Genomic DNA, 13,490 nt, shown 5'->3' on the forward strand with positions numbered 1-13,490 from the left:
TCGTTTCTCAGAAGTCATCAATACTTATCTCTTAAGCATGTGAGCAATCCCGACAGTGTTATCAAGGAGAAAGTAATGACAACGGTACGCCATGAGAAAGACTCTATGGGCGCAATCGAGGTTCCGGCTGACAAGCTATGGGGCGCGCAAACCCAGCGTTCGCTGGAGCACTTCCGCATTTCGACCGAAAAAATGCCCGTCTCGCTGATTCAGGCGCTGGCACTCACCAAACGTGCAGCGGCAAAAGTAAACCAGGATTTAGGCCTGCTGGGCGCAGATAAAGCCACCGCGATCATTAATGCCGCCGACGAAGTGCTGGCCGGTAAACATCCCGACGAATTTCCCCTCGCCATCTGGCAAACCGGTTCCGGTACCCAAAGCAACATGAACATGAACGAAGTGCTGGCGAACCGGGCAAGTGAACTGCTGGGCGGCGTGCGCGGCATGGAGCGTAAGATCCACCCGAACGATGACGTTAACAAAAGCCAGAGTTCCAACGACGTCTTCCCGACGGCGATGCACGTAGCGGCGGTGATCGCGATCCGCGAGCAGCTTATTCCGCAGCTCAAAGTGCTCAAAACCACGCTCAACGAGAAAGCGCAGGCCTTCCGCGACATCGTTAAAATTGGCCGTACTCACCTTCAGGACGCTACGCCACTGACGCTCGGTCAGGAGATTTCCGGCTGGGTGGCGATGCTGGAACATAACCTGAAGCATATCGAGAACAGTTTGCCCCATCTGGCGGAGCTGGCGCTCGGTGGCACGGCGGTCGGTACCGGGTTAAATACGCATCCTGAGTACGCGGTGCGCGTGGCGAAGGAGCTTGCGGCCATTACCGGACAGCCATTCGTCACGGCGCCCAATAAATTCGAAGCGCTGGCGACCTGCGATGCGCTGGTTCACACCCACGGCGCGCTGAAAGGTCTGGCGGCTTCGCTGATGAAAATTGCCAACGACGTCCGCTGGCTGGCCTCAGGGCCGCGCTGCGGTATCGGTGAAATCAGCATTCCGGAAAACGAGCCGGGCAGCTCTATCATGCCGGGTAAAGTCAACCCGACCCAGTGCGAAGCCATGACCATGCTCTGCTGTCAGGTGATGGGCAACGACGTGGCGGTTAACCTGGGCGGCGCGTCCGGCAACTTCGAGCTGAACGTCTATCGTCCTATGGTGATTCACAACGTGCTGCAATCTGTTCGTCTGCTGGCCGACGGGATGGAGAGCTTTAACGAGCATTGTGCGGTGGGCATAGAGCCAAACCGCGAGCGCATCAGCCAGCTGCTGAATGAGTCTCTGATGCTGGTCACCGCACTCAATACCCATATCGGCTACGACAAGGCCGCCGAGATCGCCAAAAAGGCGCACAAAGAGGGGCTAACGCTGAAAGCTGCCGCTCTGGCGCTGGGTTATCTAACGGAGGCGGAATTTGACGCCTGGGTTCGCCCGGAAGCGATGGTCGGCAGTCTGAAATAATCATCCCGCCACATACAGGTGCAGCCGCGGAATAATCAGCTGTAGCGGCTGCGCCTGAGGCCGATAACGGTGCTGAACATTTTCAGCGTCGTAATTCAGCAGCTCACCAATATCCGGCACGATGGCACCCTGATCGGCATCATAAAGCGCAATCAGCGGCGTCGGGCAGGCATATTGTACCTGTTTTTGCTGACCGGAATACCAGACGCGAGCGATAGGCTGCACCTTTACCGGACGCTTAATTTTGAGGCGCGTATCCGCCGGTAACGAGGCGATGCTGTGATACTCCTGCTCCAGACGCTCAATCCACTGTTCACGCGACCACGGTGCAACGGTACGCGGTGCCTTAAGACTTTTTTCCAGCTGCGCCAGCACCTCATCCCGGGTGAAGTTTTTAATGATGTGCTTATTCGCCCAGCCGAAGCGCAGCGTGGCGGGGTGACGCAGTACGGTCAGCGTGCGGTAGGCATTAAGGGTAATTAATCCCGGAAGCTGGCGGTGCACCCACTCAAACCGGGCGGCCGGAGCGAGGCCGGACTCTTCGGTCACAATCTTCTCAAACGTTGCTTTCAGGGCGTTGATATGCGCAATCTGGTTTTCCAGCGCCTCGCGCGTGGTGGCATCGGTTTGCAGGCAGATCACGCCCGGCAGGCGCACGGCCGCCTTGCTGCTGCGCTGTTCCGACTGCTGCTGAATAAAAAGGTGGCGGTAGTGCTTCAGGGCCAGCTCAAGCGCGGCGCTGCCGATATGCTGCTTCACCTCAATGGCGTCGAGCGGATCGTGCTCCGCGCCTTTGGCGATATCGGGCAGGGTAAAGACGCGCGCGGCCAGCAGGCGGCAGGTCTGTAAACGCGCGGTCAGCGTCAGCAATTCGTGTTCTATTTCGCGGAACGTGCTGTTCAGCCGTTCGATGAGATCGTAGGTTGCCATAAACACTCTCATTAGTTACAACATACTTATCATATAGCACAGCACGCCGGGTCAGGCCAGCGTGCGGTTAAGGTCAGACCGGGACGGGAAGGGCGATGTTATGGTACACCGGCCAGTTAAAGCAGAAGCGTGCGCCGCCGAGTTCGCTCTCCTCACAATGCACCGTGCCGCCCATGGCCTGCGCAATAGAGTAAACAATGGCCAGCCCCAGTCCGCACCCGCCGGTGGCGCGATCGCGGCTGGGATCGAGGCGGACAAACGGTTCAAATACGGTTTCTCGTGCTTCCGGGGCAATTCCCGGTCCATCGTCTTCAACTGTCAGGCTTGCCTGGTTACCCTGCAAATCCAGTCCAATCTGTAGCGTACTTTCGCTGTAGCGCATGGCATTGTTCAGCAGGTTATCAAGCACGCGCTCCATCAGCCGCATATCGAGCGCGCCGTAATCGCCGGGCGTGACGCGCGTCAACAGCGTGCGTTGCGGATTCACGCTCTGGACATCATCAATATGGGTTTGCAGCCAGGCGGGCAGATCTGGCGTACTGAGGTTCAGCTCGTTTTGTGGGCGGTCGAGGCGCGCGTAGGTGAGCAGCTCCTCAATCAGCGCTTCAAGCTGACCAATATCGCGGTTTAGCGCGAGTGACTCCGCTTCTGTCAGATTCTCGCTCATCTCCAGACGATAACGCAGGCGAACCAGTGGCGTGCGCAGCTCGTGGGCAATACCGTCGATTAGCTGTTTTTTACTGGCGATCAGGGCATTGATGTTATCGGCCATCTGGTTAAAGGCCACGCCCAGTCGTTCAAAGCTGGAACCGCTGTCGAAGTGAATGCGCTCGGTGAAATGCCCCTCGCCAAAACGCTGTGCGGCGGATTCCAGCTTCAGCATGTCCTGCCAGTGGGGACGCATCCAGATAAAGACCGGAAACGCGAGCGAAATGGCGATAAAGGCCATCAACGCCATGTCCAGCAGGCGCATCTGGTGAAGATAATAGAGATAAGGAACCGGCCCGACAGCCAGCACATAATGGCTGCGCGGAATACGCTGGATAAAGGTGTATTTCTCATCCAGCGCCACGATATCGCCATCGCGCAGGCGCTGCATTGCAGGCGGATCTAACTCGAAATCTTTTAATGGCTCGATGCGTAAATCAAATGACAGGTTCAGATCGAGTTCTTTGAGGGTGTTCGCCCAGTCGTGCGGCGGGATCTCTCTGAGTTCGCTCCGCATCAGATACAGCGAGCTTTTCATCAAATCGTCCAGCGACTGCCTGCCCGCACGTTCGGCGGTAAATTTATAGACCAGCCCGACCAGCATAGTCATGACCAGGAAGCAGACAAACAGTAAAAGATAAAACTGCACAAACAGCTTTTTCATTCCATCTCACCGGAAAAACGCGATAGGCAGAATATACATGAAAAACCTCACCTGTTTTCATGTCTGTGACGCCTCTTACATTGCGTGCGCACTTCTTTTGACCTTGGCGATGAGTTTTTCCGTGACGGCCAAGCCTTCCGCAATGTGCGTATCAATCACGTCCGTTCCGAAGTCCCTGATTAAGTCCAGGAGCATTTCGTAAGACTGAATCAGTTCCAGCAGGTCAAAGAGCGCTTTTAGGTCGGTACCTGAGGGGGAGGATTGCTTAAAGGTTAGCTGATTAACAATCCATTCAAGATTGGTTTTGATGGCTTCTACTTCATGGTAGCTATACATATTTCATAGGCTTAAATCCTCACTTCAAGATTTCATGGGAGGGAATGTGCGGAACAGGTGTAAGCAGGTAGCGGGGCCGGTGCGGCCTGAAGAAGAGACAATTGAACTTTAATTATGGATTAGATAGCGTGCTTAGCAAGTATTTGTTGCGCAAACGGGTAATTAAACGCGAGAAAGAGAAGGCATCGCGGTGTAATGCCTTCATTTCGAGCATGTTTGGTTAGCCGGTGAGCGTAATCAGGTTTCCCAGGCGTGCGGGGCAAACAGATAACCTTTGTTACGCACGGTTTTAATGCGGTAGGGCTCGGTGGCATTATCCTGCAACTTTTTGCGCAGGCGCGAAATCGCAACGTCGACGCTGCGGTCCATGCCGTCATAGCTCACGCCACGCAGGTTTTTCAGCAGCGCGTCACGGTCCATGATTTGCCCGGCATGCGTTGCCAGTTCCCACAGCAGGTCAAAGTCGGCGGTGGAGAGGGCGATAAGCTCGCCGGAAAGCAGCACCTGGCGGTTGATCGGATCGATAGACAGCGTACCAAAACGCATCGCTTTGTGCGGCGTCAGAGAGGGGGCGGGCGATTCGCGTTCGACACTTGCGTGCTGGCGCAAATGCAGGCGCAGACGGGCAAGCAGAACGGCAGGCGGTGTGGTTTTCAGAATGTAATCGTTGGCACCCATCTCCAGCGACAGGATATGGTTCATATCGCTGTCCAGAGAGGTGAGCAACACGATAGGACCTTCCCAGCGGGCGCGCAGGTCGCGGCAGAGGGTCATGCCGTCTTTGCCAGGCAACATGATATCCAGCAGCACCAGGTCCGGGTTTTCACGGACGACCACCTCTTCGGCCCGATCGCCGCGAGGCTCAACAATGACGTCCATATCATGTTTGCCCAGATAGGCGGCGATCAACTGCCCGACTTCGGGTTCGTCTTCAACATAAACAATCTTATTCATACAACGTCTGTTTTCGTGAAAAAAGCCAACATACACCGCGGAACCTTAACCTTCCATTAATCTTTCAAAATTAACGCCGCTTCCGTTATTCTGGCTCATATTGTTATTTGATTGTTATAGGAAATAGTATGGGGCTGGTGATCAAAGCGGCGCTGGGAGCGCTGGTGGTGTTACTGATAGGCATTCTGGCAAAAACCAAAAACTACTATATTGCCGGGCTGATCCCGCTGTTCCCGACCTTTGCGCTTATTGCCCATTATATTGTGGCGTCTGAAAGGGGAACCGAGGCGCTACGCACCACCATTGTGTTTGGTATGTGGTCTATCATCCCCTATTTTCTCTACCTGCTTTCGTTATGGTATTTCACCGGTTTTCTACGGCTTCCCCTGGCGCTGGGCGGGGCAGTGGTTTGCTGGGGGCTCAGCGCCTGGGTGTTAATTTTCTTCTGGAGCCGCTTTCACTAGCGTAACGGGCGTCCGCCGTCCACGGCAAAGGTTCTGCCGGTGACATAGCAACTGGTGAGCAGGTAATCCACAAGGTCGATCACCTCTTTCTCGCCTGGGGCTATTTTCATGAGCGACTTATTGAGCGCCTGCTGGCGATACTCCGCATCATCGTTTTCATTAAATAAAATCATCGCCGGAGCGATGGCATTCACCTTCACCTCAGGCGCGAGCTTGCGGGCGAACGAACGCGTCATGTTATCCAGCGCGGCTTTACTGGCCGCATAGGCGATGTGCTTGTCGCTGCCGCGTTCCACTACATAGTCGGTGAAGTGAATAATGTCCCCCGCAGCATGACCATGGCCACGCAGCAGATCCTGCAGGGCGTGGTTAAGCAGATAAGGGGCATTGACGTGGATCTGCAGCATCGCGGAGAGCGTTTCGCTGAGTGACGTGCCGGGTTTCTCGGCCCGCCAGGCGCTGGCGTTATGGATCACGGCGCGCAACCCCGTGGTGGTGGCTTTCACTTTCTCCGCAAAGGCCAGAATGCCCTCATCAGTGGAAAAATCGGCCTGAATACAGACGGCTCCGGCTTTGCGCAAACCCTCAATTGACGGGTATTCCGTACGGTAACTGACAATGACCGGATGGCGAAGGTTGAGAAAATGATGGGCGAGGGCGAGGCCGATACGGCGGCCTCCACCCGTGATCAGTATTGGGCGAAGCGGTGTATTTCCCATCGTATTCTCCTTTACAGTTCAACAATGGGAAAGACGAGGGCTATCCCATTAACATCCAGGTTGCCGGAACGGCAGCAACCAGTAACAGTCCGATTAAGGCCATCTCACGCCGTCTCAGCGCGTTCTCCAGCTGATGCGTGCGGCGGGCGTAGATAAACACCAGCAGACCCGGCGCATACAGCACTACCGACAGCAGCAGATGCATAGGCCCGGAAGCATACAACAACCACAGACCGTAAATACAGGCCCCGATACCCACGATATAATGCGCCGGACGCGTGGCGATTTTTAACAAATACGCGCCCACTAAGAAATAGGGTACCAGAATCATCTCTGAGGCGATGGTCAGCAGGGTGTTATAGTCTGAACCTGTGAGCCAGATCAGCACCAGACAGACCTGAACGCTAATATTGGTCAGCCAGAGAGACGCTGAAGGGGCATTATTTTGGTTTTGACGGGCAAACAGGCGTGGAAACGCTTTGTGCGTCGCGGCCAGGAACGGCACTTCAGCCGCCATGATGGTCCAGCTCAGGTACGCGCCACAGACGGAGACGATCAATCCCGCGGCAATCACAACGTCACCCCACGGGCCAAGCATTTTCACCATCAGCCCGGCCATTGATGGGTTACGCATTTCGGCCAGTTCAGGACGCGCCACCACGCCCAGCGACAGCAGCGTGACCAGCAGATACACGCCCAGCGCCGCCAGGACGGCCAGCAGCGTGGCACGGCCCACATCACGTTTGTTACGCGCGCGGGCAGAGACCACGACTGCCCCCTCAACGCCGATGAATACCCACAGGGTGATCAGCATCGTGTTTTTCACCTGCTCCCAGACCGGAACGCCCAGCGCAATGCCGCTGAAATCAAGCGTAAACACATCAAGACGAAATGCAATAAAGGCCAGTACGATAAACAGGCCGAGCGGCACCAGTTTCGCCAGCGTTGCCACCAGGTTGATGCTGGCGGCGGTCTGGACGCCGCGCAAAATCAGCCAGTGAACTACCCAGAGCAGCACCGAGGCACCGACAATTGACTGCCAGGTATTGCCGTCACCAAACAGACGCAGTTCAGGCGTATCGGTAAAGAAGCTGAGCGCTGAGAAAACGATCACCAGATAGGAGACGTTGGCGATCACCGCGCACAGCCAGTAGCCCCAGGCGGAGCAGAAGCCGATCAGCTCGCCAAATCCTTCACGCGCATAGGTGAAAATACCGCCGTCCAGATCGGGGCGAATGCGGGTGAGCAGCAGCATGGCGAACGCCAGCAGCAATATCCCGACGCCGGTAATCCCCCAGCCGATGAGTAACGCGGCGGGGCTTGCGACGGCAGCCATGTTCTGCGGTAAACTGAATACGCCCGCACCCAGCATTGAGCTTAAAACGAGTGCAGTCAGAGCACTCAGGCCAAGTTTCTTTTCCATTGGCTTCCTGTTATGAAAAGTCCCAATCCAGAATAATTATTTCGCTGCGGCGCATAAAAATGGTGGATTACACTAAGGCGCGGGATTTTACGGAGTGTCACGAAAGCATGCAATGATGTGTGGCAGAAATTCGAAAAAAGTAACAAAAAAAGGCGGCGTTGCGCCGCCTTTGGTCAATGATTTTGTTACTTGTACAGATCGGCGCTGATGGTCACGTTGTTACCACGTTCCTGCCACTGGCGGGTGATATGGTAATACTTCGCCCCTTTCTTCGCCGCACGCTTCGCGACCTGGTAAGAGACTTCCGTCATGTTGCCGTAGTTGCCGGTAAACTTGATGCTGTCGAACGGCACCATCTGTGCAGCAGTGGCTTTGTTCAGCTCTTCAATTTTGGTGCCGTCTGGCAGCGTCACGGAATAGCGGCCACCTTTCGTGGATTGCGTTTCAAAGAAACGGCCCACTTCAGCGCTTGGCGCAGCAGTCGTCGCTACGCCTGGAATTTCAACTTTCTTCGCTTCTTCGCCGCCTTTCGCTATCGCCGCGCGACCCGCTTCGGAGTCAGCAGGGATGGCATCCGGGCTCTGCAGAACGCGTTTCTTCGCATCTTCTTTATAGATGAATGCGGTAATACGCTGGTTGCCGCCCTGGTTAGCATCCACCTGGCGCACGATATAGAACGAGTAGGCCCCTTTCTCTTTCGCGGCTTTGGTGATGGCATCGTTCACTTCAGGCTGGCTGCGATAGAAGCCCTGAACGGTAACGGTGTCGTACGGTTCCAGCTCAATTGCCTGATCTTTTGGCAGCTCAACGATACCGTTAATCACACGGTTTTTCGGTGCGTCTGCTTTTGGCGCATTGTCTTTATACAGCGCAATGGTTACGCGCTGGTTGCCGCTGTTGCCATAATCAGACTGGTCAACAACGTAAAACGAGGCCGCCCCGTTTTTATCAGCGGCTTTTGATGCGGCGGCGACGGCATCGCCAATAGAATTATAACGACCCACAATGACCGTATGGTCAAAAGGTTTTAACGCTGCCGCTTGCTCTGGCGTTAACTCTGTTGCGGCATTCGCAGACAGGGCGGTCGCACAGAGAAGTGCGGACGCCAGGAGTGTGTTCTTAAGCTTCATAAAAATAATCCTTCGCCTTGCGCAAACCATGTACTGGTATTGTTGTTAATTTGAGACGGCCCCGATTATGGCATTTAAAACCCGTCGCTGTCTGCGCCATTTTTCACTGCCTGTGCTCACTGAATTAACGAATTCGATAACATTTAGTGATATGTTGAAAAAACAGGCGTTTGACAAGTAAAACTGATAAAGCATATGACTTTTACAAGTTAATTTAATGTTAATAACTTGTTCTCTTATGGCGCTATATCATGTTTTTACCGCTTCGCTTGCGCTATTTATCGGTTCTGGCGATGAATTTAAGGTAAATATCACTGTCAGTGACGCCGATCGCTTATTTTTCACAGATAAAGTAAGAAATAGTGTTTTCTGGCGGTAGATCACGGGCGCTATTTTCAGTAGGTTATAGACAGTTTGTTACTGTTTTATTTTCCGGGGTTAATCATCTCTCATCGCTATGAGAATGGCGAAAATTGATACAAACCGCGGGCATTTATCGACAAACCATCATCAAAAACCGATGGAAGGGAAAACTATGCGTATTGGGGTACCAAAAGAACGGTTAGCCAATGAAACCCGCGTAGCGGCAACACCGAAAACGGTGGAGCAACTGCTTAAGCTGGGTTTTACCGTCGCGGTTGAAAGCGGCGCAGGCAAACTGGCGAGTTTCGATGACGAGGCCTTTATCCAGGCGGGTGCGGAAGTGGTGGACGGTGCTGAAGTCTGGCAGTCGCCGGTTATTCTGAAGGTTAACGCACCGGAAGAGAGTGAGATTGCGCTCCTGAATCCGGGCACCACGCTGGTGAGCTTCATCTGGCCTGCGCAAAATCCAGCGCTTATGGAGAAGCTGGCTGCACGTGGCGTGACCGTGATGGCGATGGACTCCGTGCCGCGCATTTCGCGCGCGCAGTCGCTGGATGCCTTAAGCTCCATGGCTAACATTGCGGGTTATCGCGCGATTGTGGAAGCGGCTCACGAATTTGGACGCTTCTTTACCGGTCAGATCACCGCGGCGGGGAAAGTCCCTCCGGCAAAAGTCATGGTGATTGGTGCGGGTGTGGCAGGGCTTGCCGCAATCGGTGCGGCAAACAGCCTCGGCGCTATCGTGCGCGCATTTGATACCCGTCCGGAGGTGAAGGAACAGGTCCAGAGTATGGGTGCCGAATTCCTTGAGCTGGACTTCAAGGAAGAAGCGGGCAGCGGTGACGGTTACGCGAAAGTCATGTCCGAAGCCTTTATCAAAGCCGAAATGGAACTCTTCGCCGCTCAGGCGAAAGATGTCGACATTATTGTGACCACCGCGCTGATTCCGGGTAAACCTGCGCCGAAGCTTATCACCCGTGAGATGGTGGATTCCATGAAGCCGGGCAGCGTGATTGTCGACCTGGCGGCGCAAAACGGCGGTAACTGTGAGTACACCGTTGCTAATCAGGTGACGACCACCGCCAACGGCGTGAAGGTGATCGGCTATACCGATCTGCCAGGCCGCCTGCCAACGCAGTCGTCTCAGCTGTACGGCACCAACCTGGTTAACCTGCTGAAGCTGCTGTGCAAAGAGAAAGACGGAAACGTCACCGTTGATTTCGACGATGTCGTGGTGCGCGGTGTTACCGTTGTCCGTGATGGTGAAATCACCTGGCCGGCACCGCCGATTCAGGTTTCTGCTCAGCCTCAGGCCGCGCCGAAAGCGGCGCCAGAGCCAAAAGAACCCGCTAAACCGGCGTCTCCATGGCGTAAATACGCCATCATGGCGCTGGTCATTATCCTGTTCGGCTGGCTGGCTGACGTCGCGCCGAAAGAGTTCCTCGGCCACTTTACCGTCTTCGCGCTCTCCTGCGTGGTCGGTTACTACGTGGTGTGGAACGTCTCCCACGCGTTGCACACGCCGCTGATGTCGGTAACCAACGCCATCTCCGGGATTATCGTGGTCGGGGCGTTACTGCAGATTGGTCACGGCGGCTGGATCAGCTTCCTGAGCTTTATTGCGGTGCTGATCGCCAGTATCAATATTTTCGGTGGTTTCACCGTGACTCAGCGCATGCTGAAAATGTTTCGTAAAGGCTAAGGGGTAGCATATGTCTGGAGGATTAGTCACAGCCGCATACATTGTTGCTGCAATCCTGTTTATTTTCAGTCTGGCGGGGCTTTCCAAACACGAAACGTCTCAGCAGGGGAATAACTTTGGTATCGCCGGGATGGCGATTGCGCTGATCGCCACCATCTTCGGGCCGGACACCGGCAACGTGGCGTGGATCCTGGTGGCGATGATCATCGGCGGCGCGATCGGTATTCGCCTGGCGAAACGCGTTGAAATGACCGAGATGCCGGAGCTGGTTGCTATTCTGCACAGCTTTGTGGGTCTGGCGGCCGTGCTGGTGGGCTTCAACAGCTACCTGTATCACGAACCGGGTCTGGAACCGATTCTGGTCAACATTCACCTGACCGAAGTGTTCCTCGGCATCTTTATTGGTGCGGTGACCTTCACCGGCTCAATTGTGGCGTTCGGCAAACTGCGCGGTAAGATTTCGTCTAAACCGCTGATGCTGCCAAACCGTCACAAGCTGAACCTGGCGGCGCTGGTGGTATCGTTTGTACTGATGGTCATCTTCGTGCGTACCGAAAGCGTGGGCCTGCAGGTGCTGGCATTACTGGTGATGACCCTCATCGCGCTGGCATTTGGCTGGCACCTGGTGGCGTCTATCGGTGGTGCGGATATGCCGGTGGTGGTCTCCATGCTGAACTCCTACTCCGGTTGGGCGGCGGCGGCGGCAGGCTTTATGCTGAGCAACGACCTGCTGATCGTCACCGGTGCGCTGGTGGGTTCATCTGGTGCGATCCTGTCTTACATCATGTGTAAGGCGATGAATCGTTCGTTTATCAGCGTTATCGCCGGGGGATTTGGTTCTGATGGCTCCTCTACCGGTTCTGATGAAGAAGTGGGTGAGCACCGTGAGATCAGCGCGGAAGATACCGCAGAGATGCTGAAAAACTCGCACTCGGTCATTATCACCCCGGGCTATGGCATGGCGGTGGCGCAGGCGCAGTATCCGGTCGCAGAAATTACTGAGAAGCTGCGCGCGCGTGGGATCAAGGTTCGCTTTGGTATTCACCCGGTGGCGGGACGTCTGCCAGGCCACATGAACGTGCTGCTGGCGGAAGCGAAAGTGCCTTACGACATCGTGCTGGAGATGGACGAGATCAACGATGATTTCGCCGATACCGACACCGTGCTGGTCATTGGTGCTAACGACACCGTTAACCCGGCGGCGCAGGACGATCCGCGCAGCCCAATCGCGGGTATGCCGGTTCTGGAAGTATGGAAGGCGCAGAACGTGATTGTCTTCAAACGCTCCATGAACACCGGCTATGCTGGCGTGCAGAACCCGCTGTTCTTCAAAGAGAACACCCACATGCTGTTTGGCGACGCCAAAGCCAGCGTGGATGCGATTCTGAAAGCACTGTAATTTCGCTTCACCCTGACAAACCGCTCTTCGGGGCGGTTTTCTTATTTCTGCGGTCAGCTTTTCTCCTCTGTCTATACTTTACCCTTTGTGTAAGACGAGGAGGTGTAATGCAATTTCTGTCCCGCTTCGACATCATCGCGTTGATGATGACGCCGACATTTTGGGTAGGCGTCGCCACGGTTGTCTTTGTCACGCTGCTGGTGTACTGGCTGCTGACGCGCCTGATCGCGTTCGTTAAGAAAGGGATCACCACCTGGGGCGACAAACACCCGACCACCAACTGGATGCGTTTTATCCTGAGCGATATGCTTAACAGGACGAGTCGGATCCTGCTTTTTGTCGTAGCACTTCTGTTCAGCCTGCGTTTTGTTGACTTACCCGATCATCTTTTTGGCACGGTCAGCCATGCCTGGTTCCTGGTTTTCGCGATTCAGGTGGCACTGTGGATGGATCAGGGCGTTGTGTCGTGGCTACGTCACGTCATGCTGGCACCGGGAAGTCATAAAAATCCGGTTACGCTGGTGATCACGGGGCTTATTCTCCGTGCCATTGTCTGGTCAGTGATGCTGCTGTCTATTCTTGCTAACGCGGGCGTCAACATCACTGCTCTGGTTGCCAGCCTTGGGGTGGGGGGGATTGCCATCGCTCTCGCCGTACAAACGATCCTGAGCGACGTGTTTGCCTCCCTGTCCATTGGTTTTGATAAGCCGTTTGAAATTGGTGATTTTGTGGTGTTCAACGACGTGGCGGGGACGGTAGAGCACATTGGCCTTAAAACGACCCGCATACGCAGCCTGAGCGGGGAGCAGATCGTCTGCGGCAACGCCATTTTGCTCCAGCAAACACTCCACAACTACAAACGTATGCAGACACGTCGTATCGTCTTTACCTTTGGCGTGGCCAGCGACACGCCGCCCGATAAGCTGCGCTACGTGGGGGATATGGTCAGGCAAATCATCACCGATGTGGGTGAGACAAAATTCGATCGTGCCCATTTTCTCGGATTTGACCGCGACCGTCTGACGTTTGAAGTCGTTCATATCGTCAATACCGCGGATTACAACAAATACATGGATATCCAGCAGGAGATCAATATCCGTATTCTTGAAGGGCTGAATGCTCAGGAGATTAAGCTGGCACTGCCGAGCATGGTATTGCACGCGCCGTGGATGCAGGATGAGCCGGGTGAACAGCCGAAGCCGGTGATGGAGAGCTGAAAAAAAAAGCC

The 13,490-nt window shown here is 54.9% G+C and carries 12 protein-coding genes; 5 read left to right on the forward strand and 7 right to left on the reverse strand.

Annotation, left to right across the window (positions count from 1 at the left end):
* Positions 1–75: 75 nt before the first annotated feature.
* Positions 76–1,470 (forward strand): class II fumarate hydratase, encoded by a 1,395-nt coding sequence (fumC, locus tag BFV64_RS10210; protein ID WP_069602027.1) that lies wholly within the window; start codon positions 76–78, stop codon positions 1,468–1,470.
* Here fumC and tus read toward each other — a convergent pair whose 3' ends face one another.
* From tus to rstA, 4 genes are all read right to left on the reverse strand, one after another.
* Positions 1,471–2,400 (reverse strand): DNA replication terminus site-binding protein, encoded by a 930-nt coding sequence (gene tus, locus BFV64_RS10215; protein ID WP_050862540.1) that lies wholly within the window; start codon positions 2,398–2,400, stop codon positions 1,471–1,473. It abuts the gene before it with no gap.
* Between the two features lie 73 nt (positions 2,401–2,473).
* Positions 2,474–3,772 carry a two-component system sensor histidine kinase RstB gene (gene rstB, locus BFV64_RS10220; RefSeq protein WP_063943061.1) on the reverse strand — a complete coding sequence of 433 codons (1,299 nt, stop codon included), beginning with the start codon at positions 3,770–3,772 and terminating at the stop codon, positions 2,474–2,476.
* A 75-nt stretch (positions 3,773–3,847) separates the two neighbouring features.
* Positions 3,848–4,108: a hypothetical protein gene (locus BFV64_RS10225; protein ID WP_014883594.1), complete on the reverse strand. Its 261-nt coding sequence runs from the start codon at positions 4,106–4,108 to the stop codon at positions 3,848–3,850.
* Positions 4,109–4,345: 237 nt separating this feature from the next.
* The gene (rstA, locus tag BFV64_RS10230; RefSeq protein ID WP_032636775.1) at positions 4,346–5,062 is read right to left on the reverse strand and encodes a two-component system response regulator RstA; all 717 of its coding nucleotides are present in this window, start codon (positions 5,060–5,062) and stop codon (positions 4,346–4,348) included.
* Between the two features lie 128 nt (positions 5,063–5,190).
* Here rstA and BFV64_RS10235 point away from each other — a divergent pair, with 128 nt between their 5' ends.
* Positions 5,191–5,526: a GlpM family protein gene (locus BFV64_RS10235; protein WP_014883596.1), complete on the forward strand. Its 336-nt coding sequence runs from the start codon at positions 5,191–5,193 to the stop codon at positions 5,524–5,526.
* Here BFV64_RS10235 and folM read toward each other — a convergent pair.
* From folM to ydgH, 3 genes are all read right to left on the reverse strand, one after another.
* Positions 5,523–6,245, reverse strand: coding sequence for a dihydromonapterin reductase (gene folM, locus BFV64_RS10240; RefSeq protein WP_014883597.1), 723 nt, complete (start codon positions 6,243–6,245; stop codon positions 5,523–5,525). The two genes, BFV64_RS10235 and folM, sit on opposite strands and share 4 nt — an antisense overlap.
* A 40-nt stretch (positions 6,246–6,285) precedes the next feature.
* Positions 6,286–7,668, reverse strand: coding sequence for an amino acid permease (locus BFV64_RS10245; RefSeq protein WP_023330267.1), 1,383 nt, complete (start codon positions 7,666–7,668; stop codon positions 6,286–6,288).
* Between the two features lie 185 nt (positions 7,669–7,853).
* The gene (gene ydgH / locus BFV64_RS10250) at positions 7,854–8,798 is read right to left on the reverse strand and encodes a DUF1471 family protein YdgH (RefSeq protein ID WP_014883599.1); all 945 of its coding nucleotides are present in this window, start codon (positions 8,796–8,798) and stop codon (positions 7,854–7,856) included.
* 535 nt (positions 8,799–9,333) lie between these two features.
* On the opposite strand from ydgH, the gene pntA reads away from it, so the two are divergent.
* The 3 genes from pntA (at position 9,334) to BFV64_RS10265 (ending at position 13,479) form a co-directional block, all read left to right on the forward strand.
* On the forward strand, positions 9,334–10,863 hold the full coding sequence (gene pntA, locus BFV64_RS10255) for a Re/Si-specific NAD(P)(+) transhydrogenase subunit alpha (RefSeq protein WP_023330268.1): 1,530 nt from the start codon (positions 9,334–9,336) through the stop codon (positions 10,861–10,863).
* A 10-nt stretch (positions 10,864–10,873) separates the two neighbouring features.
* Entirely contained in the window at positions 10,874–12,262 is a 1,389-nt protein-coding gene (gene pntB, locus BFV64_RS10260; RefSeq protein WP_023330269.1) for a Re/Si-specific NAD(P)(+) transhydrogenase subunit beta, read from the forward strand.
* A 107-nt stretch (positions 12,263–12,369) separates the two neighbouring features.
* Positions 12,370–13,479 (forward strand): mechanosensitive ion channel family protein, encoded by a 1,110-nt coding sequence (locus tag BFV64_RS10265; RefSeq protein WP_069602028.1) that lies wholly within the window; start codon positions 12,370–12,372, stop codon positions 13,477–13,479.
* Positions 13,480–13,490 lie beyond the last annotated feature (11 nt).

Source organism: Enterobacter kobei (assembly GCF_001729765.1).
Taxonomy (GTDB): domain Bacteria; phylum Pseudomonadota; class Gammaproteobacteria; order Enterobacterales; family Enterobacteriaceae; genus Enterobacter; species Enterobacter kobei.